This is a genomic window from Halobacillus sp. HZG1 (assembly GCF_035818575.1).
Taxonomy (GTDB): Bacteria; Bacillota; Bacilli; order Bacillales; family Halobacillaceae; genus Halobacillus; species Halobacillus litoralis.
This window is the reverse complement of the sequence record NZ_JAYLVQ010000021.1, coordinates 17,796-39,709: the sequence shown is the minus strand read 5'-3', so window position 1 is coordinate 39,709 and position 21,914 is coordinate 17,796. Positions and strand designations below refer to the sequence as shown.

At 45.9% G+C, this 21,914-nt stretch carries 22 protein-coding genes, 1 riboswitch and 1 other annotated feature; of the genes, 15 read left to right on the top strand and 7 right to left on the bottom strand.

What is annotated here, in order from left to right; all coding sequences use genetic code 11:
• Nucleotides 1-22: 22 nt before the first annotated feature.
• The 3 genes from VKA52_RS02270 to VKA52_RS02260 form a co-directional block, all read right to left on the bottom strand.
• On the bottom strand, nt 23-1,213 hold the full coding sequence (locus VKA52_RS02270) for an MFS transporter (RefSeq protein WP_326314046.1): 1,191 nt from the start codon (nt 1,211-1,213) through the stop codon (nt 23-25).
• Between the two features lie 113 nt (nt 1,214-1,326).
• Nucleotides 1,327-1,779, bottom strand: a complete 453-nt coding sequence (locus VKA52_RS02265; RefSeq protein ID WP_326314032.1) for a GNAT family N-acetyltransferase — start codon at nt 1,777-1,779, stop codon at nt 1,327-1,329.
• Nucleotides 1,776-2,009: a hypothetical protein gene (locus VKA52_RS02260; protein ID WP_326314031.1), complete on the bottom strand. Its 234-nt coding sequence runs from the start codon at nt 2,007-2,009 to the stop codon at nt 1,776-1,778. Before VKA52_RS02260 ends, VKA52_RS02265 begins: the two co-directional genes overlap by 4 nt.
• Before the next feature lie 215 nt (nt 2,010-2,224).
• Here VKA52_RS02260 and VKA52_RS02255 point away from each other — a divergent pair, with 215 nt between their 5' ends.
• Complete coding sequence (locus VKA52_RS02255) at nt 2,225-2,371, top strand: hypothetical protein (protein ID WP_202412554.1); 147 nt, start codon at nt 2,225-2,227, stop codon at nt 2,369-2,371.
• Between the two features lie 44 nt (nt 2,372-2,415).
• On the opposite strand, the gene mscL is transcribed toward VKA52_RS02255, so the two are convergent.
• Nucleotides 2,416-2,907 (bottom strand): large conductance mechanosensitive channel protein MscL, encoded by a 492-nt coding sequence (gene mscL, locus VKA52_RS02250; protein WP_160916186.1) that lies wholly within the window; start codon nt 2,905-2,907, stop codon nt 2,416-2,418.
• A 111-nt stretch (nt 2,908-3,018) separates the two neighbouring features.
• Nucleotides 3,019-4,137 carry an IscS subfamily cysteine desulfurase gene (locus VKA52_RS02245; protein WP_326314030.1) on the bottom strand — a complete coding sequence of 373 codons (1,119 nt, stop codon included), beginning with the start codon at nt 4,135-4,137 and terminating at the stop codon, nt 3,019-3,021.
• A 97-nt stretch (nt 4,138-4,234) separates the two neighbouring features.
• Between VKA52_RS02245 and nadB the strand changes: the two genes are divergently transcribed.
• The 5 genes from nadB to VKA52_RS02220 all read left to right on the top strand — a co-directional run bounded on the left by nadB (nt 4,235) and on the right by VKA52_RS02220 (nt 8,698).
• Nucleotides 4,235-5,800, top strand: a complete 1,566-nt coding sequence (nadB, locus tag VKA52_RS02240) for an L-aspartate oxidase (RefSeq protein ID WP_326314029.1) — start codon at nt 4,235-4,237, stop codon at nt 5,798-5,800.
• The gene (gene nadC, locus VKA52_RS02235) at nt 5,781-6,632 is read left to right on the top strand and encodes a carboxylating nicotinate-nucleotide diphosphorylase (RefSeq protein ID WP_326314028.1); all 852 of its coding nucleotides are present in this window, start codon (nt 5,781-5,783) and stop codon (nt 6,630-6,632) included. The genes nadB and nadC overlap by 20 nt, the downstream gene beginning before the upstream one ends.
• Nucleotides 6,629-7,729: a quinolinate synthase NadA gene (gene nadA, locus VKA52_RS02230; RefSeq protein ID WP_326314027.1), complete on the top strand. Its 1,101-nt coding sequence runs from the start codon at nt 6,629-6,631 to the stop codon at nt 7,727-7,729. The genes nadC and nadA overlap by 4 nt, the downstream gene beginning before the upstream one ends.
• Before the next feature lie 193 nt (nt 7,730-7,922).
• Nucleotides 7,923-8,105, top strand: a complete 183-nt coding sequence (locus tag VKA52_RS02225; protein WP_115824538.1) for an H-type small acid-soluble spore protein — start codon at nt 7,923-7,925, stop codon at nt 8,103-8,105.
• Between the two features lie 113 nt (nt 8,106-8,218).
• Nucleotides 8,219-8,698: a hypothetical protein gene (locus VKA52_RS02220; RefSeq protein ID WP_326314025.1), complete on the top strand. Its 480-nt coding sequence runs from the start codon at nt 8,219-8,221 to the stop codon at nt 8,696-8,698.
• 42 nt (nt 8,699-8,740) lie between these two features.
• Here the strand turns inward: VKA52_RS02220 and VKA52_RS02215 are convergent, their stop codons facing one another.
• Complete coding sequence (locus VKA52_RS02215; protein ID WP_326314024.1) at nt 8,741-9,355, bottom strand: PH domain-containing protein; 615 nt, start codon at nt 9,353-9,355, stop codon at nt 8,741-8,743.
• A gap of 112 nt (nt 9,356-9,467) precedes the next feature.
• Nucleotides 9,468-12,557 carry an isoleucine--tRNA ligase gene (gene ileS / locus VKA52_RS02210; protein WP_326314023.1) on the bottom strand — a complete coding sequence of 1,030 codons (3,090 nt, stop codon included), beginning with the start codon at nt 12,555-12,557 and terminating at the stop codon, nt 9,468-9,470.
• Between the two features lie 99 nt (nt 12,558-12,656).
• Nucleotides 12,657-12,884 (bottom strand) — a binding site (T-box leader).
• A gap of 660 nt (nt 12,885-13,544) precedes the next feature.
• Between ileS and VKA52_RS02205 the strand changes: the two genes are divergently transcribed.
• The 9 genes from VKA52_RS02205 to metC all read left to right on the top strand — a co-directional run bounded on the left by VKA52_RS02205 (nt 13,545) and on the right by metC (nt 21,812).
• Nucleotides 13,545-14,321: a class I SAM-dependent methyltransferase gene (locus tag VKA52_RS02205; RefSeq protein ID WP_326314022.1), complete on the top strand. Its 777-nt coding sequence runs from the start codon at nt 13,545-13,547 to the stop codon at nt 14,319-14,321.
• Nucleotides 14,322-14,387: 66 nt separating this feature from the next.
• Nucleotides 14,388-15,719 carry a cytochrome ubiquinol oxidase subunit I gene (locus tag VKA52_RS02200; RefSeq protein ID WP_326314021.1) on the top strand — a complete coding sequence of 444 codons (1,332 nt, stop codon included), beginning with the start codon at nt 14,388-14,390 and terminating at the stop codon, nt 15,717-15,719.
• A 32-nt stretch (nt 15,720-15,751) separates the two neighbouring features.
• Complete coding sequence (locus tag VKA52_RS02195) at nt 15,752-16,777, top strand: cytochrome d ubiquinol oxidase subunit II (RefSeq protein WP_326314020.1); 1,026 nt, start codon at nt 15,752-15,754, stop codon at nt 16,775-16,777.
• Nucleotides 16,778-16,896: 119 nt separating this feature from the next.
• Nucleotides 16,897-17,865, top strand: a complete 969-nt coding sequence (glsA, locus tag VKA52_RS02190; protein ID WP_326314018.1) for a glutaminase A — start codon at nt 16,897-16,899, stop codon at nt 17,863-17,865.
• Entirely contained in the window at nt 17,855-18,301 is a 447-nt protein-coding gene (locus VKA52_RS02185) for a DUF4385 domain-containing protein (RefSeq protein ID WP_160916164.1), read from the top strand. Before glsA ends, VKA52_RS02185 begins: the two co-directional genes overlap by 11 nt.
• A gap of 84 nt (nt 18,302-18,385) precedes the next feature.
• On the top strand, nt 18,386-18,718 hold the full coding sequence (locus tag VKA52_RS02180) for a hypothetical protein (protein ID WP_160916162.1): 333 nt from the start codon (nt 18,386-18,388) through the stop codon (nt 18,716-18,718).
• A 54-nt stretch (nt 18,719-18,772) separates the two neighbouring features.
• Entirely contained in the window at nt 18,773-19,162 is a 390-nt protein-coding gene (locus VKA52_RS02175; protein WP_326314017.1) for a flavoprotein, read from the top strand.
• Nucleotides 19,163-19,292: 130 nt separating this feature from the next.
• Nucleotides 19,293-19,404: riboswitch (SAM riboswitch) on the top strand.
• Nucleotides 19,405-19,518: 114 nt separating this feature from the next.
• Complete coding sequence (locus VKA52_RS02170; protein ID WP_326314016.1) at nt 19,519-20,637, top strand: methionine biosynthesis PLP-dependent protein; 1,119 nt, start codon at nt 19,519-19,521, stop codon at nt 20,635-20,637.
• Nucleotides 20,634-21,812 (top strand): cystathionine beta-lyase, encoded by a 1,179-nt coding sequence (metC, locus tag VKA52_RS02165; RefSeq protein WP_326314015.1) that lies wholly within the window; start codon nt 20,634-20,636, stop codon nt 21,810-21,812. Before VKA52_RS02170 ends, metC begins: the two co-directional genes overlap by 4 nt.
• Nucleotides 21,813-21,914: the final 102 nt, after the last annotated feature.

Sequence of the window (21,914 nt, the reverse complement as noted above, 5' to 3'; positions counted from 1 at the left end):
TTCCAATTGGAAAGGCACTTTTTCATGCAGTCTTGGTTTGATCCCCACTTTTTTCCGGCTTTATCAATACGAGAACAATTAATAAAAGAAGACCACCCAAAGCTCCGCTCGCGATATAACTAATATTCAAATATTCTTTCATAAGCAGCGACATCAACGGCGGACCTGCTGCTACCCCAATGAATCTTGAGGAGCTGTAAAAAGACGTAATCGTTCCACGCTCTTCTTTTTCAATCCCTTCTGTTATGAGCGCATCAAGAGTGGGGAGCATCCCGCCAATCGCCGTACCTAATATGCTGGTCACAACTAAAAGCAGAAACAACTTCTCATTCACATACCCCACAAAAATCACACTTGCCGATACCATAATCAATGCAATGACGAGCACCCATTTCATGACGGTGGTGTCTCCTTTGATTTTCTTTCCGGTCACAAAGGCGGATACACATAACGTGAAAAGCGGAATCGCGAGTACGAATCCTTTTTTCACCCCTTCGATGTTATGAGTCTTCTCTAAGATATCGGACATGAAGAACAGAACCGCAAACAAGATGAGCATGGCGTATGCCCCCAATAGGAAAACCGGGTACAGCCATTTCCCTTCCTGTTTGAAGATCTCTTTCGTTTTTTTCAGAAATTGCTTGAACGGCTGTGGTTTTTCCTTTTTCCCTTTAGGAACTTTAATAAAAAAGAAAACGAGAACAATGGAAATCAAACTGAAAAAGGAAATCGAAAAGAACGGCAAAAACCATAAAAACACAGCAAAAATAGAACCCAGGATCGGACTGAGTACTTTTCCGAACGTATTCGATGTTTCAATGATGCCAAGGCAAGAGCTCGCTTTTTCATCATCGTCTTTATATAAATCTCCGACGAGTGGCAGAATAATTGGAGTCGCTCCGGCTGCGCCAATCCCCTGCAGGATACGTCCAATCGTAATCCAGAGAAACGGATCTTCTAACTTCCATGAAGAAAAACCGGAGATCAGCCCACCAATAAAAGCCAGGACAAGACTCGGCAAAATTATTAATTTTCTGCCGAAACGATCGGATAAGTACCCGGCGACAGGGATAAGAATGATTGCCGCTACAGAATAGCTGGTGATGATTGTGCTTGATTGAAAAGATGTGATGCCAACCTTTTTCTCGAAAATCGGCAATACTGGAATCAGCATTGAATTTCCGAGCGTCATCACAAGGGGAATGGAAGCCATACTGACTAGACACCAACGGCTTACTTTGTTTTCCAATGCAATTCCTCCTACGTATTCATAAACGTAGGATGCCCGATTCCTATAGATTCACGAGGAGAAAAATTTGGATATACTTATGTCGCTTTTGTATAAACTTTAATGGATTCTCCAGCTATGTCATAAGCTAACCCTTCTTGTCCCCATCCATATTTTTCATAATATCCCTCGAGGTCTGTAGCTAAATGCAGAGTATCGTAACCTAACCTCCCGGCTTCTTCACTCGCATGACGGAGAAGCTGTTCCCCGATATTTTTCCCTCGATGATCAGGCTTAACATAAAGACAGGCAAACCATGGGCAAAGATCCTGGCGACTGTTCATATCATTTCTGAGCAGAGCATACGTGCCGATGATTTCTTCTTCATCCAATAGAATATAAAACAAAGGCAGTTCATCCTCATCTTTCAGTGATTGACGAATGCAGTCTTCATACAGCTTGAAGTTATTTTCACTCCCCCACTGCTCCCAAAAAACGTTAGTCGCAAGCCTGACCAAGTCCTTTCTCTCTTGCAATGAACTGATTTTCATTCCTTTATCCCCCTCGCTTCACTAAACTTATTTGTTATGAAAACAGCTATAAGCAAAGGCAGAATTAAAGTAACCGCAGGCAGAATCCTTACAAAAATTGATGGTTCCTCTACGTTATTGACCATCCATGGATCTGGATCATGAAGAACAGTTAAAACTAAACCAGTCCCCCAGGAAACAAGCCTATAGCTTAAAACCAACGTAAAAATGAAGACGATAACTTTCTTCACAGAATCACCTCTACCTTTTATACGAAGACGATCTCCTCAAGTTTCAACCTTCTTTTTAAAACAATAAGTAGATGGCAATAGTCAAGACAATCATGCCATCAATGATAACAATGACCATTGATTTCATTACCATAAAATAACACTGGATTCACTTTCCCTTAACAAAGGACGGGTATCTTTTATACGTAACTCACTTTGGAAAGGGGATTTTTTACATGTTGAAGAAATGGATGTTGGCGTTAGGTTTAGTATCTGTTTTGACCCTTGCTGCTTGTGGTGGAGAAGAAGACGGCGAAATGGAAGATGAACAAATGGAAGAGCAGGAACAAAGTGACACAGAGAGCGAAGACAGTTCAGAATAATACATGAAAAATAAAAGGCGGATCCTCTTCAGGATTCGCCTTTTTCATTTGATTCGCCATTTCGTCTTCACTTGCTGACGCGGAGAAGGGTGGGCTTCAAGTGAAGATGAGCAATTCGGGCAGATGACTGCCTGAGTAGGAATTGGCATACAGCAATAGGGGCACTCTTTTTTTGTCATCCCATGCAAAGGGTGCTGATGAGGTTTTTTCCAACGATTGATTTGGCGTACGACAAGAAAAACCGCAAACAGGATGATGATAAAACGGACGGAAGCCGTAACAAACAGACCATAATTGATGGTAGCAGCCCCCGCTTCTTTAGCAGCCGTAAGCGAAGGATAAACCGATCCATCAAGGCTCAGGAACATATTTTCAAAATTCATTTTTGTATACAAAACACCAACAGGCGGAAGTAAAATATCAGTCACTAGTGAATCAATAAATCCACTGAAAGCGGCACCTAAAACCATCCCGACACCCATATCAACGGCACTTCCACGGACGGTGAACTGTTTGAACTCATGAAACAACCCCAATTCAGGCTCCTCCCCTCACCCATCATCCTATGAGTGATAAGGACAAACTATGATTCAGAAGGAAGTCCTTCGTCCATGGGGCAAAGAACAGATGCAGGTCCTGAAATCCATTTACTTAGCCACGGTTGGTTTGTGTAGCTCATTCAAAAAGAGGGCAAGTTTCTCTACCTGTTCATTTGTCTGTTCATGACTGAAAGAGAGACGAATGAAAGACTTGGCCTCTTCAGCATCACAGCCCATCGCCAGTAATGTACCTGGAGGCCCTTGGCTGCCCGCATGGCATGCACTACCTGTTGAAAAATGAAAATCACGACGATTCCCTTCAAGCATGGCCCATTGTCCCTCTATTTCAGGCAGGAGCAGACCAATAATCGGCACGGAACTATCTGCTGTGTCTCCGACCAGCCTCCACTCTCCTGCTTCCAGAAATGTTTTTTTCAATTGCAGAATTTTCGACTCGATCCTAGATCTTTCTTTCACCATTTTTTCAGCCGCTACCGTAAATCCAGCAATGCCTGGTGTGTTAACAGTACCCGCTCTGACGCCCCCTTCATGGGTACCACCTGGAGTTTTCGGGTGGAAAGAAAGAGACGGACGAATATAAACCGCTCCTACCCCCTTCGGCCCGTATAGTTTATGGGAACTGACCGAGAGACTATCGACATAAGGAGCCACTTCCTCTAACGCCATTTTCCCAAAGGACTGGACACAATCACTATGGAAAAGAATGCCGTGCGCTCGACAAAGATCAGAAAGCTCCCGAATCGGCTGCACCGTTCCAATATCGGCATTCACATGCTGGATCGCCATGAGGACCGTATCCTTCTGGATAGCCCTTGCTACATCTTCCACTTGAACAATGCCCACTTCATTCAACGGCACCCTCGTTACCTTATAACCCTCTTCCTCGTATCTTTGAATAAGATTTCGTACAGAAGAATGCTCCGCCTCCGTGGTAATGATATGTCTCCCTTTTCCCGCTTTCAAAAGAGCATCCAACGCAAGTTCATTGCTTTCCGTGCCACCGCTTGTAAAATAAACCCCTTCCCGTTCAATCCCCAGTAGATCCGCTATTGTATTTCGGCATTGATCCAACAATGCATGAGCTTTTGTACCGGAATCATGTAAACTTTTCGTGTTGGCAAAATAATGACGAGTTGCATGCACGTATGCCTCTATCGCATCCTCATCCATAGGGCATGTTGCCGCATAATCAAAGTATCCCTCCACATTTCTCTCTCCTTTTTGATCCAAATCTCTTGTCAATAGTTTAACAGTGTGTAAATATAAGTGTAAATACACATGTAAACTTACGGAGGTTAATCTCATGATTCGGACCGCAGATATCATCATCATCGGTAGTGGCGTAGCGGCCTTACAACTCGCCCGACAACTTGCTGCGGACAAAAATGTGATTATTATCACAAAGTCCTCGCTCGGTCAGGGAAATTCTCGTTTAGCGCAAGGTGGAATTGCTGCAGCTATCGGTGACAGTGATCATCCCTTTTACCACTTCATAGATTCAGTCATTGCTGGACAATCGATGAATAATCATCAAGCGACCCTCATGATGACGGAAGAAGCTCCGCAAATCATCAGAGAACTGGAAACGGATGGATGCGCCTTTGATTATGAAGAACAAGGCACCTTGGCCCTTGGAAAAGAAGGCGCCCACACCCAGAACCGTATTATCCACGGGGGTGGAGATCAAACAGGAAAAGTCCTTATGGATTACTTGATCCAATCCCTACCCCAACATGTAGAAATTTTTGAGAATCATTATGTATTTGAGTTTTTGACAAATGAGGAAGGATGCTGTTTTGGAGTAAAAAGCAAAGATGCTTCCGGCATTCATGAATTCCACGCGCCCCACACCGTCCTTGCGACTGGAGGTTGCGGCCAATTGTATGCTTCCACATCCAACGCTTCTTCTGTCACCGGGGATGGAATGGCACTCGCCTATCAGGCAGGCGCGGAACTTGCCGACATGGAATTTATCCAGTTCCACCCTACCCTTTTATACATCCAGGAAAAACCAGTCGGCTTGATTTCGGAAGCGGTGCGCGGAGAGGGAGCGGTCCTTGTTGATAAAAATGGGACACCGATCATGGAAAACGTCCATCCTCTGAGAGATCTCGCCCCAAGGCATGTGGTTTCTCAAACGATTTATCAAAAAAGGAAAAACGGGGATGACGTCTATTTGGATATAAGCGGCATGGAAGGGTTTCAAAAAAGGTTTCCCCATATCACAAATTTGTGCCGCCAATACGGTGTGGATCTACATAGAGGACAGATTCCAGTTGCGCCCGGGTGTCATTTTTCTATGGGTGGCGTGAAAACGGATATGGTGGGAAGGTCAACGGTCAAAGGTTTATACGCTATTGGAGAAGTTGCTTGCACAGGGGTGCACGGAGCTAACCGGCTTGCAAGCAACTCCCTTCTTGAAGGACTCGTCTATGGAAAAAGACTGGCTAAACATTTGCAAAAAAACTCGGACCCTTTCCTTCAAACTAAGGAAACCACCGAAAAAAGACCCCCCTTCCCTTTCAAACTCCCATCTAAAACTGAAATCCAGGAGCGGATGATGGAAAACGTCGGCATCATGAGGGATGGACAAAAGTTGAGTAACCATCTTCAGTGGTTGGAATCGTTCGTTCGCCCTTCCGATTGGAGGACCTATGACATAAGTATGCTCACATTCGAGCAAATGACGAGAATGTTCATGCTGCAAACATGCTGGCTGATCACCTCTTCAGCTCTAGAGCGTGAGGAAAGCCGAGGCAGTCATTATCGCAGCGATTTTCCTGAAGAGCAGTTGGAATGGCAAAACAAACAAATCATCAGACAAAGAACATTAGAAATGAGGGAAGTCCATGAATCCATGGAGACGTAAACAACAGTTAGAAGCTTTTTTCACGGAGGATATCGGGGAGCATGACTACAGTACCGACTTTTTATTTCCGAAAAGTCACCATGGCAGCCTGACCTTTACATCCAAAGCAGAAGGGATATTCTGCGGAGCAGACATCATTATCGATGGCTACCAGCTGCTGGACGCTGCCATTTCAGTCGACCTCTCTATTCATGATGGAGATTGGGTGCGTCCAGGAGACACGATTGCTACCATCGATGGTCCTGTGGGAGAACTTTTAAAAGGGGAACGTGTCATCCTCAACCTCATACAAAGGATGAGTGGAATTGCCACGCTGACAAACAAGGCTGTAGAAGCTTTAAATGATAGAAACATTAGAATTTGTGACACACGGAAAACCACTCCTGGATTACGTTCTCTTGAAAAGTATGCCGTCCGGACAGGCGGCGGATCCAACCATCGTTATGGACTTTATGATGCCGTAATGCTGAAGGATAACCATATTGCATTCTTCGGTTCGGTTCGAGAAGCTATCGCCCGCGCGAAAGCAGCGGTCGGTCATACCGTCAAAATTGAAGTGGAAACAGAAACGGAAAACCAGGTCGTGGAGGCTGTCGAAGCAGGTGCCGATATCATTATGTTCGATAACCGGACGCCCGCAGAAATCAAACACCTCTCCACCCTGGTCCCTGCTTCGATCACAACGGAGGCCTCGGGAGGAATCACGCTCGAAACCTTACCTGATTACCGTGGTCTTGAGATTGACTATATTTCCCTCGGGTTATTGACCCATTCCGCCAAAGCCCTTGATATCAGCGCCCGTGTAGCTACAACAAAGGAGGAAATACGATGAACCTTTTTGAAACGATTGAACAGAATACGCTGCCTGAGCGGTACAAGACAATGGAAACGAAGGACCTGGAAAAGAGAGTCCTCCAGGTAAAGAAAGAAATGGGAGAGAAGCTTTTCTTACCTGGCCACCATTACCAAAAAGATGAAGTGATTCAATTTGCTGATGCACGTGGAGATTCTTTAAAACTTGCTCAGTTATCCGCGTCCCAACATAAAGCGGAAGCGATCGTTTTTTGCGGCGTTCATTTCATGGCTGAAACCGCAGACATTTTAACGCGTGAGGATCAGCACGTCTACCTTCCCGATATGCGTGCAGGATGTTCAATGGCAGATATGGCGAACATCCAACAGACGGAAAAGTCATGGGATCGTCTCATGGAACTTTTCGATGATACCATCCTGCCTCTGACCTATGTGAATTCAACGGCAGCCATTAAAGCTTTCGTAGGAAAAAATGGTGGAGCCACCGTCACCTCTTCAAATGCGGCGGATATGTTGAAGTGGGCGTTTTCCCAGAAAGAACGGATACTTTTCCTTCCCGATCAGCATTTAGGAAGAAACACAGCTTACGACCTCGGTATCCCGCTTGATCAAATGGCTGTCTGGGATCCGATTGTAGAAGAACTGATCTATGACGGTCCTCTAGAAGCTGTCAAAGTAATTCTATGGAAAGGACACTGCTCTGTTCATGAAAATTTCAGAGTTTCTAATGTTGAACAGGTCCGTGCCGATCATCCTAATATGAAAATCATCGTCCACCCGGAGTGCAGCCGTGAAGTTGTAGAGCTTTCTGATCTCTCAGGATCTACTAACGCCATCATCCAGGCGATTGAAAACGCTCCACCTGGAAGTGAATGGGCCATCGGAACCGAAATGAACCTCGTCAATCGCATCATCCAGGAACATCCGGAGCAGCACATCATTTCATTGAACCCGAGGATGTGCCCATGTCTCACGATGAACCGGATCGACCTTCCACATCTGGCCTGGTCCCTTGAATCGATAGCGGAAGGTCAGCCGCAGAACTTGATACGAGTCGAGTCTTCTGTTGCCTCTGAGGCACGAAAAGCATTGGACCGGATGTTGGTGCGGGCGTGAATGGAGGACGAAAGTGCCCTAACTCTCATTGAAAGTGACCCAACGCTGAGGGTAAGTGCCCTAACTTTCTCGAAAGTGACTTAACGCGCACCCAAAGTGCCCTAACTCCCACCGAAAGTGACTTAACGTTTTTTACGGGGAATACCGCAGCCCTTTCTTGCGAATATTACGTTTAAAAGGAGGGGTTGTTGAGATGAACAAAGAACGCGCAAAAGAAATCTTCAAATCTGAAGACATGATTCCGGTCATGCACGAAGACCGTGAAATTTACATCGAAGAGGTTATTGAACGTAATGAAATGGCGCGCATTCACCCGACGGATCAGCCGAACATCGTTCAAAAGGTTCCATTATATGAATTGAAAGAACAAGAATAAGCCAAAAGCCGCACTCAGAACTGAGGCGGCTTTTCTTTATTAGGTGTGTACATCCTTCCACACTTGCTTAATAATGGAAATATAAGGAACAGAAAACATAGTGGGAGGATTATATGAGGAAAATATTTTGGTTGTCGTGCTTATTCTTTTTAGCTGCTTGTTCGGAAGCTGACACAGAAGAACCCTACACGGTTGAAGATGCGAAAGAAGATGGACATGTGATTGTTGAACATCAATCAGAACAATTTGATCAAATAAAAAACGGAGCCCTGGAAGTCGAAAATGTGAAAGAAATGGCCACTTTCATTAAAAATGTGGAACAAGGAGCGGAAGACGATCTTGACGTCTCCATCTTCAGTCCAGACGGTTCCCATTACCAGAACTCCTTCTCCTACGATGGAGAGGCCATCCGTTTCGTCAACAATTATGGTGCCTATCCGTCGTCTCCTGCCGGCACATTCGATTGTGAATACGTGACTCGTCGCGGGCCAATGGTGTATGTGAGCAACTGCCAATCTGAAGAAGGGAAAGATCTCTCTACTCTGCTAAGCTTTGTGGGTACCGAAAAATCATTTAGAGAAGCTGCAAATTAAAGAAAACCCGGACCATGTGATGAAACATGATCCGGGTTTTCTCTAATTCTGAATATATTTCTCAAACACATCGTCAAAGTCTTTACGGGTATTCTCTTTGTACTTTTGTATAAACCAATCATACGCAAAAGTAGCCGCTTCACCGAACTCTTTTGAAATGTCATTTTCATGGAACCGGTTGTCATGGATAAGGTCCTGCGCCATTCCAATGCTGTCTTTTGCAAAAGCCGCCTGGCGCTGATTTTCCTCCTGAATTTGAGAGATGGACACAAGAGATTTATACAAGTCCGCAATCGCTTCTCCTTCATCCTTGGCGATGTCGATGCTCATGTATTCATCACCGATGTAAAACTTGATTTCTAAACCCAGGTCGATCGTCCCTGCCGTCTCCACAGATACATGGCGGATCGGATGCTGGTAATAGTCATAGCGTTTGATGTTCCGTTTGCTGCTTGTCGCTTTGTCACCATCGAGGTGGATAAGCGCCCGGTTCGTAAAGCAGTATTCATCACTTTTTGACTTGATCAAAAAATGGATTTTCTCCCCGTCTTCCGTCAATACAAAATCATCGGACTGTGCTTTATCAAAGTCTTCTTTTCTTATGATCTTTCCAATGTCACTCAATCCTAATGCATCACTGGCCATTTTCTTGAACATGGTTCTACCCCCTGAATGATTGTATTCGTTGTTTACTTCGATACTATGGACCTAAATCCTCTTGTTGAAAATAAAAAAGCTGGAGCACCGTATGCTCCAGCTTTTACAACTATTACTTTTGAAGCGCCAGTTTCAGCTGGTGATCACCGACTGTGTACTCTTTCATCGCTTCTTTTTCACCGACCGTCAAATCATTCACAAGAACATTTTCACGGATCAGCTGTTCATTTTGCTGGATGGCTTCTTTCACGTCTGCATCTCCATCAAGGGCGATGTCGACGCGAAGATCGATTGGAAGATCCTGCTGTTTCCGCTCATCCTGGATGACACGGATCACTTCACGTGCGAGGCCTTCAAGACGCAGCTCTTCTGTGATGTTCGTATCGAGCACAACGTGGAAGTCCTGGTTGGATCCCATAGAAAGTCCAGCATCCGCGACGCGTTCAACGTTCAACAGATCCATCGTCACTTCGACTTCCCCATCTCCTGTCGGCACAACGACTTTCTCGTCCTGGACGATTTTCGCTGCTTCTTCATCTGAAAGTTTTTCAAGGTAGCCTTTCACGACACCAACATTTTTCCCTAGAACAGGTCCTGCCGCACGGAAATTCAGCTTCACTTCATAACGGACAAGATCATCAGAAGACTGCTTCACAACCACATCCTTCACGTTGATCTCATCACGGATGATATTGCTGTATTCTTCGAGCGCTTTTCCTTGATCCTGGTTGACCGGAATGACGACAAGTTCAGATAGAGGCTGCTTCGTTTTGATGGACTCTGTATTACGGACTCCACGAGCAAGCTCAACCACTTGCAGGACAGCATCCATATCTTTTTCAAGCTGTGTGTTGACAACCGTATCGTCTACTTTCGGGAAGGCCGCCAAGTGCACACTTTCACCCGTCAAGTTTTGATAGATGTCCTCAGCAAGGAACGGTGTGTAAGGAGCCATCAGCTGACTCAGCTGAGCCAACACTTCGTGAAGCGTGTGGTAAGCCGCTTTCTTGGACTCTGTCATGCCCTCTTCCCAGAAACGGTCACGGGAACGACGGATGTACCAGTTACTCACTTCATCCACATACTTCTCAAGAGCTTTCGCAGCTTTTGTGAAGTCATAGTCGTTCAACGCTTCTTCTACGACACCCGTCACACTGTTGAGGCGGGAAAGCACCCAGCGGTCAAGCAGTGTCTTTTCGCCCTCTTCATTCTTATCGAACGTATAGCCATCGATATTGGCATACAACGTGTAGAAACCGTGCGTGTTCACGAGCGTGTCGATGACTTTCGATTTCGCTTCGATGACGACACGTTCAGAGAAACGCTTGTTGTTCCATGGTGCACTGTCAGCAAGAAGTGCCCAACGGAAAGCGTCAGCACCGAATTTCGTAACAAGATCTGTCGGGTTCAGAGCGTTCCCTTTACTCTTGGACATCTTGCGCCCTTCTTCATCAAGGATGTGACCTGTAGAAAGGACACGCTTGTATGGAGCTTTACCCGTAAACAATGTGGAAACAGCAAGCAGGCTGTAGAACCATCCACGTGTCTGGTCGATTCCTTCACAGATGACATCTGCAGGGAACTGCTTCTCGAACTGATCTTTGTTTTCAAACGGGTAGTGCTGCTGGGCAAATGGCATAGAACCAGAGTCGAACCATACGTCGATGACTTCTGGTACACGGTTCATCGTTCCATTACATTTTTCACAGGTTACCTGGACGCGGTCGACATAAGGCTTGTGAAGCTCGACATCACCAATATCGCCAATCGCTTTTTCTTGTAGATCCGCTTTGCTGTGAGGTGCGTACTGGTGGTCACAAGAATCACACATCCAGATTGGCAGTGGTGTTCCCCAGAAACGGTTACGACCGATGTTCCAGTCGACCATGTTTTCAAGGAAGTTACCGAAGCGGCCATCTTTGATGTGGTTCGGATGCCAAGTCACTTCCTGGTTGTTTTTGATGAACTGATCTTTCAGTTCTGTGGTCTTGATGAACCAGCTCTCGATTGCGTAATAAAGCAATGGAGAATCACAACGCCAGCAATGTGGGTAGCTGTGCTCGTATTTTTCTTTATGGAAAAGAAGTCCTTCATTTGCCAGGTATTTCACGATGTCGACGTCACAGTCTTTGACGAATCGGCCTTCAAATGGAGGGATATCCTCTGTGTAACGACCTTGGCCATCAACGACATTGAAGAAGGACAAGTTGTTTTCCTTCACCAGGTTGTAGTCATCTTCACCATAAGCGGGTGCGATGTGTACGACACCTGTTCCGCTTTCTGCGTTTACGAAGTCTGCTTCGACTACGAAGTGACCACGTTCAGGCTTAACGAATGGGAACGGCGGCTGGTATTCAACATCCTTGAATTCGCTCCCTTTATGCTTGGAAACGACTTCGTACTCTTCTCCGAGGTTCTTCTCAGCAAGAGCTTCCGCAACGATGTACACTTCTCCATCTTTTTTCGCCTTGATATAGTCAAGGTCCGAGTGAACAGCAAGCGTTACGTTGGCTGGCAATGTCCATGGCGTTGTCGTCCATCCCAGGAAGAATTCATTTTCAGAACCCTTCACTTTGAACTTCGCGGTTGCGGATAGGTCTTTCACATCTTCATAGCCCTGTGCCACTTCGTGGGAGCTCAATGTCGTCTGACAGCTCGGGCAGTAAGGGGTAACACGGTGACCTTTAGAAAGCAGGTTACGCTTGTGAAGGTCACTCAGGATATACCAGACACTTTCAATATAACGATCCTGTAGAGTGACATACGGATCATCCATATCGAGCCAGTAACCGATGGATTCCGTAAACTCACGCCACTCTTTTTCGTAGTTGAAGACACTTTCCTTACATTTCTCGATGAACTTCTCGACACCGTACTCTTCGATCTGCTGTTTTCCGGAGATGCCAAGCTGTTTCTCAACTTCAAGCTCTACCGGCAGACCGTGGGTATCCCAGCCGCCCTTACGGAGTACTTGATAGCCCTGCATCGTTTTGTAACGTCCGACAAAGTCCTTGATGACGCGGCCAAGCACGTGACCGGCGTGAGGAAGGCCGTTGGCTGTCGGCGGTCCTTCATAAAAAACAAATGTTTCTGCACCTTCGCGCTCGTTCATGGAGCGACGGAAGACATTTTCTTTATTCCAGTAATCTTTGACACGATTTTCGCGGTCTAAAGCCGCTTCTTTCGTATTGACACTGCGCATTTCTTCCACCTCTTACCCTTTGATTTTTTGTATAGAAAAATGATTACGAACTTCCTAGTGACGTCAGGGACAAAATAAAAAATCCGCCCCTGCTGTAAAAACAGGGACGGATTTGATTCCGCGGTACCACCCATATTCCGCACACCACGTGCACGGCTCTCGGTTCACAAAACGGATAACGGCCGCCCACCGGTTCCACTTACTCTGTATCATTTCAGCAGAACTTCTCAGAGATGATCTTCAGCTATTACCTGTCATCGCTTCACACCAGCCAGCGACTCTCTTGAGACAGAAATAAAAGCCTACTCTTCCCGTCAACGAAACTATACGTATCTTCTCCATATCCTACAATGTAATCTTTTGTATGTCAAAGCTTTCTTACCCTCATCCTCGCCCATTTTTCAAAACCTTATACGTATTCACTTTATCTTATCGCTTTCTATAAAAATTCCATATTATCGCAAATCACCCGTTTTGCTTACAATAAAAATAACGCCTGTTAAATATTGAAGATAAGCTCCCTATTCTGGAAGACTCAGTTTCGAGATGTTTGTTAGAGTGTAGGAGCTCCGGGAAACAGTTCGCTTTCCATGGGGCGGGCGGTGAGCCTCCTCAGGCTATGCCTTCCGGGGTCTCACCTGTCCCACACGTCCCATAGGAGTCTCACCGTTTCCCTCCGCCCCTTTACCTTTTAAGTGTCTCGAAACCACTTTTAGAAGGGGGAGCTTCAATGATTGAGGGAAGTGAATGATTCAAACACCTGTATTCATAAATAAGGTTCCAATTCTTCTCCCTAAACGGGCATATAGTGTGGTGTATCAAGCATTTGTATTTGCTAAACGTCAATCGGGTAGAGTTTAAATTATTTACTTCTCATAACCATACAAATGATTTTTTAGTAGTGGTTTCGAGAACCTTCCTTGGTTAAGGGGCGGAGCACAAACAACATTTAACCGGAAGCGGAATAATAGAAAGAAGGGATTACTTATGTCAGATGAAGTAAAACGTCATGTTCAGGAAGTATTTTCGAAAAACAAGCAGGCGTATGTCGACAGTACGACCCATAAAAAACAATCGGATCTCGATGCTATCGTAGAGTGGCTGAAACCCGATGATTCTCACAAAGCACTGGATATCGCTACAGGAGGAGGCCATGTCGCCAAAGCCCTGAGTAGCCATTGCGGAACGGTTTTCGCCACAGACCTCACAAAAGACATGCTGCAAAACACCGCCTATCACTTGAATTCTCAATCAAACATTGAATACGTAGTCGCTGATGCGGAGCAACTCCCTTTTCTTGACGACAGTTTTGATCTTGTCACTTGCCGTATTGCTCCTCATCACTTCCCTTCCCCCAATCGTTTTATTGAGGAGGTGGCCCGCGTCTTAAAAGACAACGGTAAATTTTTAATGATTGATAACGTGGCACCTGAAGATGATCAATTGGATGAGTTTTATAATCGATTCGAGAAAAAACGTGATTACAGCCACGTCCGCGCTCTCAAAATCAGTGATTGGGAAAAGCTTTTCCGCAACCACCGTTTGAACGTCAAACAATACCTCACGAGAAAGAAGATCATGCCTTTCCAAGACTGGGTACGACGTACATTAGACGATGAAACAGACCAAAAAGCCGTTGAAGAATTTTTTAAACAAGCACCCGCAGAAGCAAAGAGCCACTTTTCCATCACAGAAGAAAACGATCATGTGAAATCTTTCGCGATCGATGAGTATATGGTAATCGTAGAAAAACATTCCTCCTGACGAATAATCCACCATCACATTGGAAAAATAAGCGAGGTATTGAATTTGTATGTGAGGTGGAGATCAATGGATATCGTCGTAATGGCCCGGGCTTTGTTCGGAACGTCGCTTGGGTTTCACATTATTTATGCAACGATCGGTGTTGGACTTCCCGTCATGATCATCATCGCGGAAGTCCTCCACTTTATAAAAAAAGACCCGGATTATGCGTTGATGGCGAAACGATGGACGAAAGGTTTCGCTATTTTATTGGCTGTATCGATTGCTTCAGGAACCATTGTCGGCGTCATGATCTCCCTATTATTCCCAGACTTCATGGAGATCGTTGGACAAGTCATCGCGCTCCCGTTCCAAATGGAGATTTTCGCATTTCTTATTGAAGCTGTGTTCATGTCGATCTATTTATATGCGGCCGACCGTCTGCCGCCGACATTGAGACTTGTCAGCATTATATCTGTCGCACTTGGAGCAACCGCATCGGCCATCTTAATCACCGATGTCCATGCGTGGATGAACACACCGGCAGGTTTTAACATTACACCAGATGGTGAGATCACAGATGTTAATACGTGGGCCGCCTTTTTCAATCCAAGTTTCGGTGTCACCGCCATCCACGTGACTTTGTCTGCTTATATGACCGTTGCCTTTCTCGTTGCTTCTATTGCCGCGCTCCGACTCATGAGAAGCAAAATCACGAAAGCTGAGCGTGCCTACCATAAAAAAGCATTGACCATCGCTCTTTACTTCGGCGCGCTCATGTCTCTTGCAACAGCAGTCAACGGGCATGAAACAGCACAGATGCTTCATGAATACAATCCACGTAAATTGGCAGCTGCGGAGGGACTTTTCGAAACTCAACGCTACGCTCCGTTATCCGTCGGTGGTTATACTTCTCTGGAAGATCAACGAGTGAAATACGCAGTCGAAATCCCTTACGCACTCAGTTTCCTTGCTGGTGATCGTTTGGATACAGAAGTGATGGGACTCAATGAATGGCCCGAAGAATTATGGCCGCCGCTTTATGTCCACATCCTCTTCAATGTCATGGTCGGGATTGGTACGGTCCTCATTTTAATTGCGTTCCTTGCTTTGTTCTGGAAACACGTCCTGAAAAAAGAGTTTCCAAGCTGGATCCTGGCTATGCTCGTTGTCAGTGGTCCGCTCGCGATGCTTGCCATTGAAGCGGGCTGGTGCTTCAGCTGTATCGGTCGGCAGCCATGGACCATCAATGAAGTGCTGCGTACAGATGAGGCGGCAACTAAATCCAACAGCGTCGGTTTCCTTTTCTACCTTTTCATGACCCTCTATATTACTTTGCTGTTTGTCACTGGATTCGTGATGCGCTATTACTTCAAACGGAACCCGGTCCGTAAAGATTTGGATGCGCGGGAAGCGTAAGAAAACATCATCCCAGAAAGGACGTACAACCTATGGAAGCATCAACATTAGCGATTACGATTTTGTGGAGCTTGCTTTTCGTCTACTCCATCCTCGGGTCTCTCGACTTCGGCGCCGGATTCTGGGGCATGATTTATGGAAAAAATGAAGAAAAAAGTGCCTCCCAAATCGCCAACCGTTTTCTTTCTCCCACATGGGAAGTGACCAACGTCTTTCTCGTCATTTTCGTGGTATCTGTCGTCACTTTTTTCCCGTTCGCTACAACCTTGCTCAGTAATGTTCTGCTCGTCCCGGTCGGACTCGGGGTGCTGCTCTTGACGATCCGCACGACGTTCATGGTTTTTCAGCATCACGCTGATCGATACAAAGACCTGCTCCGGCTGACTTCCGGTTTTACCGGATTGATCATTCCGGCACTTCTCGTAAGTATTCTACCGATTACTTTAGGGGGGTTTGTAAGTTTTGAAAGTGGCTACCCCCGCCTGGAGTACGGAGAATTGCTCACCCACCCGACCTTGTATATGCACATCTTGTTCGGATTATCGACCGAGCTTTTCATCTCCGCCATTTTCCTGATGGACTACGCTAAAGAAGCAGAAGATTGGAACGCGTACGATACCTTCCGTAAGCATTCCCTTTGGCTTGGACCTGTCAGTATCGCGATTGCCATGTTGACGATCGGCACATTCCCTGATGAGGCTTCATGGATCGTTGATAACATCCAGGAGCACTGGGTGGCGTTCGGTTTATCTCTACTATTCTTTCTCATCGGTTATGGCTTTCTCTTCATCAGAAAAAAAGACGGCCGTCGGGGACTGGCACGCCCCGCTGTCATCATGGTTGGCTTACAATATGCCGTCGCAATTTATGCCTATGGGGCCGCACACCTGCCTTACTTGATTTATCCGGATATTACCATCACAGACGGGTTCACAAACCCTGATACGTTCTATCAGATGCTGATTGTCTATGCCGTCGGATTCGGAATTCTCATCCCAGCTTTCTACCTTTTCTGGCGCCTCTTCCTCAAAGACCGCCGCTACTTGAAACAGGAATAACTCACAACGGCACCCACCTCGTGGGGGGCCGTTTTTTGTTTATCCGCTTTTTAAAAAAGGTACATAACTACCATATTCCATGGATCCCTTAGAACTTCTTATAGAAAAGGAGCAAAGATATGCAGGAACTGACGAAGGATTATCTCGAAGAAGCTATTCAAGACAGCCGCCCCTTCGCTTCATCCGGGAGTGTCAACATGAGTCTCCCTCAATACGACGAAACCATCAAGGATTACCTTGGTGTGACCATCATCACAACAGACGGAGAGTGCTTTTCAGCCGGTAATAATGACAAATATATTCCGATGCAGAGCACTTCAAAAATTATCGGCCTTATGCTCGCTTTACAGGATTTCGGAAAAGAGCGTGTATTCCAAACAGTAGGCATGGAACCAATGGGTGATTTTTTCAATTCCATCAGCCAGCTTGAGTCTTATGATACAAGTAAACCTTTCAATCCAATGATCAACGCAGGAGCCATAGCTGTTGCTGCGTTGATTAAAGGACAAACCGTTGATAAACGATTCCATCGCTATATGGATTTCCTGCGTCAGGTAACGAATAATGAGCAGCTAGAAATGAGCAAGGAAGTATATGAGGCCGAAAAGGCGAACGGTGCACGGAACCGCTCCCTCGCTTACTTCATGGAGAGTACCGGTACGTTGGTTACGGATGTAGAAGAGGCGCTCGACCTTTATTTCCGAATGAATTCCGTCATGATGTGCTGTCACGATTTCGCCCGCGTGGGTCTGTTTTTAGCAAAAGGAGGACTGGACCTTGAAACAGGTGAAAAGCTGATCCCCTCCCACCACTTACGCACAGTGAAGGCAATCATGATGACATCAGGGATGTATAATTCATCCGGGCACTATGCAGTGGAAGCAGGTTTTCCTTGTAAAAGTGGAGTATCTGGAAGCATCATCGGTTCCTCCCCTGGACGTATGGGAATCGGCGTGGTAGGACCGGCCATTGATGAAAAAGGGAACAGTACAGCCGGAGGTGCCTTGATAAAAAAGCTCTCACAGGACCTTGAACTTAATATGTTCGGTGTCGAGAACACAGAAAGGAAGTATGAAGATGGCGTTTGATTATGATCTCGATTTTGATAATATCGACTTCCGCAAAAATCCCGAGAAGTACCGCGTCGGACGTGGCGAACAAGGGGTATTGCTCGTAGAACCATATAAAAGTGAAATCCTGGCTCACTGGCGCTTCAAGACACCGGAAATCGCCCGGGAATCATCGGATAAAATCTATCAGATGTTTCTCGACTACAAAGAAGCGGATGACTTCGTCGGCATGGATATGGCCCGGAAGTTCCTACAGATGGGCTACACACGCTCGCGGCGATACGCGAATTATAAAGGAGGGAAAAAATATGACAAAAACGGAGAAGTGAATGATCGCGACATTGACAACGAGAAAGCAGAATCCGCAAGAATTTTCGAGGAAAAATGGGTGCTGGCCCGTGAAGATGAGGATTATCTAAAGAAAAAGAAAGCCCACCAAAAGGAACACGGATAATATATTGACAATTTCGACTATTGAACGTAGGATAACATTAACCCGAGTAAACAAATCGGATTAATAAAATGGAGGGGTGTACGCGTGAAAACATACCCACTTCTGATTAACCTGCTGTTCATGGTCATCTCCTGGTCCATCGGAGTTTACTTCCTATCTGTCATTTACACTCCAACGATCATCATCCCCCTCTTCAATGACTTTATCTGGATTCGCGACTACAAAGGACTCCTCGGCTTGACGGCTATTTTTACTGTCATGACTATTCCCTTGGTGGCCATCCTTTATAAAAAACGCGGACAAATGAAGAGAAAGACAACATGGTACGGCATGAATGCCATCACTCACCTGCTCTGGATCGGTACGCTTGCTCTACAAGTCAAAACAGTTCTCTACAACTTAGGAATCTGTCATTAATTGACAGGATTCCCATCTCCTCTGTCGAACCATTGAGGTAGAGGAGGAATACATATGGATTTTCAAACCTTTTATGAAGAGTACAAACGAAGAGCAAGCCAACAAGATTTAGATTACTTGAAAAAAGTGACATCACAAGCCCTCGTTGCAAGAGAGATCCGTCATGGGGAAAGAGTGGATTACTCGTATGAAGAGTCGATGGAGGGATGGCATCAAGCCTTCGAACATTTCAAGGACCAGGATATGTACTGGATTTACACCGACCATTCCGTGACCATGCTTAATGAAAACATCCAGCTTGCCGCCTTCTGGATTTCCATCCGGTTAAACGGAGAACTCCTGCCAACATCCAACCTCTTTTTTGATACATTCGAAAAACAGGGTGACGAATGGCTGCTCGTCCGCAGCTATATCGAATCCGGCGTGCAAAACCCACCCATCTAAGCCTCCTCTTTTAGAAGGAGGCTTTTTTCTCATCCCAAAAAAGTTTTCGGAAAAATTTCTTGTCAGCATATTGTCAAAACTTTCTGAGTAGTGTAGAGTATTCAGCAATTAGAAAAAATTACAATTGAATCTCTTATCATGAGAGGCAGAGGGATTGGCCCGACGAAGCCTCAGCAACCCCTGGTTTTACCAGGAAGGTGCTAACTCCAACAAGTTGTTTTATCCAACTTGAAAGATAAGAAGAAGAACCGTACCCACAAAAGTCTTCTTCTTCAAGAAGGCTTTTTTTATTTCCCTTTTTAGATTTTATCAAGGCGTTGGATATTGAACCATTAACTAATAAAGGATGTGTTGTTATGTGTCCGCATACGGATACGAAATTCGTTCAGACCGGGAACCAGCGGGATGAACCTACGGGGGCGATTAACCCTCCTGTATATTTTTCCACCCCCTTCCGCCACCCCGGTTTAGGAGAGTCGACAGGTTTTGATTACACGCGAACCGGCAATCCTACCCGTCAAACTCTGGAGTCTTCCATCACTGATATCGAAGGTGGGGATGCAGGATTTGCGTTCAGCTCCGGGATGGCTGCGATTCAAACCGCCCTCTCCCTTTTTAAAAAAGGCGATGAAATCATCGTTTCCGAAGATTTATATGGAGGGACGTTCCGCTTATTTGAACACATGGAAGAGCGTTACGACCTTCGCTTTCATTATTGTGACAGCAGCAACCTTGAACGCATCCATACCTACATCAATGAACGAACGAAAGCCATTTATGTGGAAACACCGACAAATCCGCTGATGCATACGGCTGACATCAAGCAGATTTCAACAGTCACGAAAGCCCACAATCTTCTCCTGCTTGTTGATAACACCCTTTATACACCGGTGTTACAGCAGCCGATAGCAGAAGGGGCCGATGTCGTCATCCATAGTGCTACGAAATATTTGGCGGGTCATAATGACGTACTGGCCGGAATCCTTGTAAGTAAAGGAAAAGTCGTAAGCGAGAAGCTCGCTTTTCATCAGAATACATCTGGAGCTGTCCTCTCTCCTTTCGATTCATGGCTTGTGATGCGCGGGATGAAGACGCTCCCCCTTCGGATGCGCCAGCATGAAGCAAATGCGAAATCCGTGCTTGCCTTCCTGGAGGACCACCCGAATGTCACAGATATCTTCTACCCTGGAAAAGGCGGGATGTTATCATTCAGACTTCAATCCGAAGAATGGATCGACCCCTTTCTAAGAAACTTAAACTTGATTAGTTTTGCCGAAAGTCTCGGTGGTGTAGAGAGCTTTATCACCTACCCTGCGACCCAGACCCACGCTGATATTCCAGAAGAAACCCGGATCAGTTACGGGGTTTGTAACCGCCTGCTCCGTTTCTCTGTCGGTGTCGAACATATCGATGACTTGATTCAAGATCTTCACTATTCCCTTGCCCAATTACCAAAGGAGGAACCGATCCGATGAATGATCATTCTTTGCAAACCCGATTGTTGCACAGCGATTATAAATTCGATCCGCACAACGGAGCGGTCAGTGTCCCGATTCAGCAGGCATCTACCTTCCATCAGCAGGATTTCGACAATCCCGGAATCTATGATTACAGCCGATCCGGCAATCCGACCCGAAAAGCACTGGAAGACACCATTGCGGGACTGGAGAGTGGAAGTCACGGCTTTGCTTTCGCCTCTGGAATGGCTGCGATTTCTACGGCCTTCATGCTTTTATCGAAAGGTGACCATGTCGTCATCACACAGGATGTGTATGGGGGAACTTTTCGTATGATCCGCGATGTTCTCGTAAGATTTGGAATCGATCATACATTTGTGGATATGACGGACCTCCATGAAGTAGCAACGGCCATTCAGTCAAACACCAAACTTTTGTATATAGAAACACCTTCCAATCCCACGCTTGAAATCACAGATATTCGTGCCGTCGCAAAATTAGCAAAAGCGAATGATTGTTGGACATTCGTCGATAACACGTTCATGACTCCCGCTCTGCAGCGCCCACTTGAACTTGGTGCAGATCTTGTCCTGCATAGTGCAACGAAGTTCATCGCTGGTCACAGCGATGTGGTGGCAGGCCTTGCCGCTACCCACGATGAAGACATCGCAGAGCAGCTCGGTTTTTTGCAAAATTCATTCGGCTCCATTCTCGGCGCACACGATTGTTGGCTCGTGCTTCGCGGCTTGAAAACCTTACATTGCCGAATGACGCAATCTTCAGCATCTGCTGTAAAGATCGCAGAGAAATTAAGCGTTCACCCACTCGTAGAACACGTCTACTACCCCGGATTCCGTTTCCATCCGGGAAGCTCGACTCAAACGTACCAGGCACAAGGGTCTGGAGCAGTATTGTCCTTCAGGCTGCGTGATGAAGAAGCAGTAAGACAGTTCACAAAACATGTGGAAATCCCGGTTTATGCGGTTAGCCTCGGGGCAGTCGAATCAATTTTATCCTATCCCGCACGGATGTCTCACGCCTCCATGCCAAAAGAAGAGCGTGAAAAGCGTGGCATAACTGATGGTCTGCTTCGTTTATCCGTGGGGCTTGAGAACCCGGAAGATCTACTCAACGATTTCCATCAAGCTTTAGAAAAACTCGAACCCCAGGCATTTCTACAAACAGGAGGTTGAGCGATGGATGGAAGCGGAGCATAACGCCCTGCTCGAATGTTCTCAAGTTTAAGCAGCGGCAGGGTGCTTTTATCAGTATTCTCTTAGGAAACTTATTAGCGA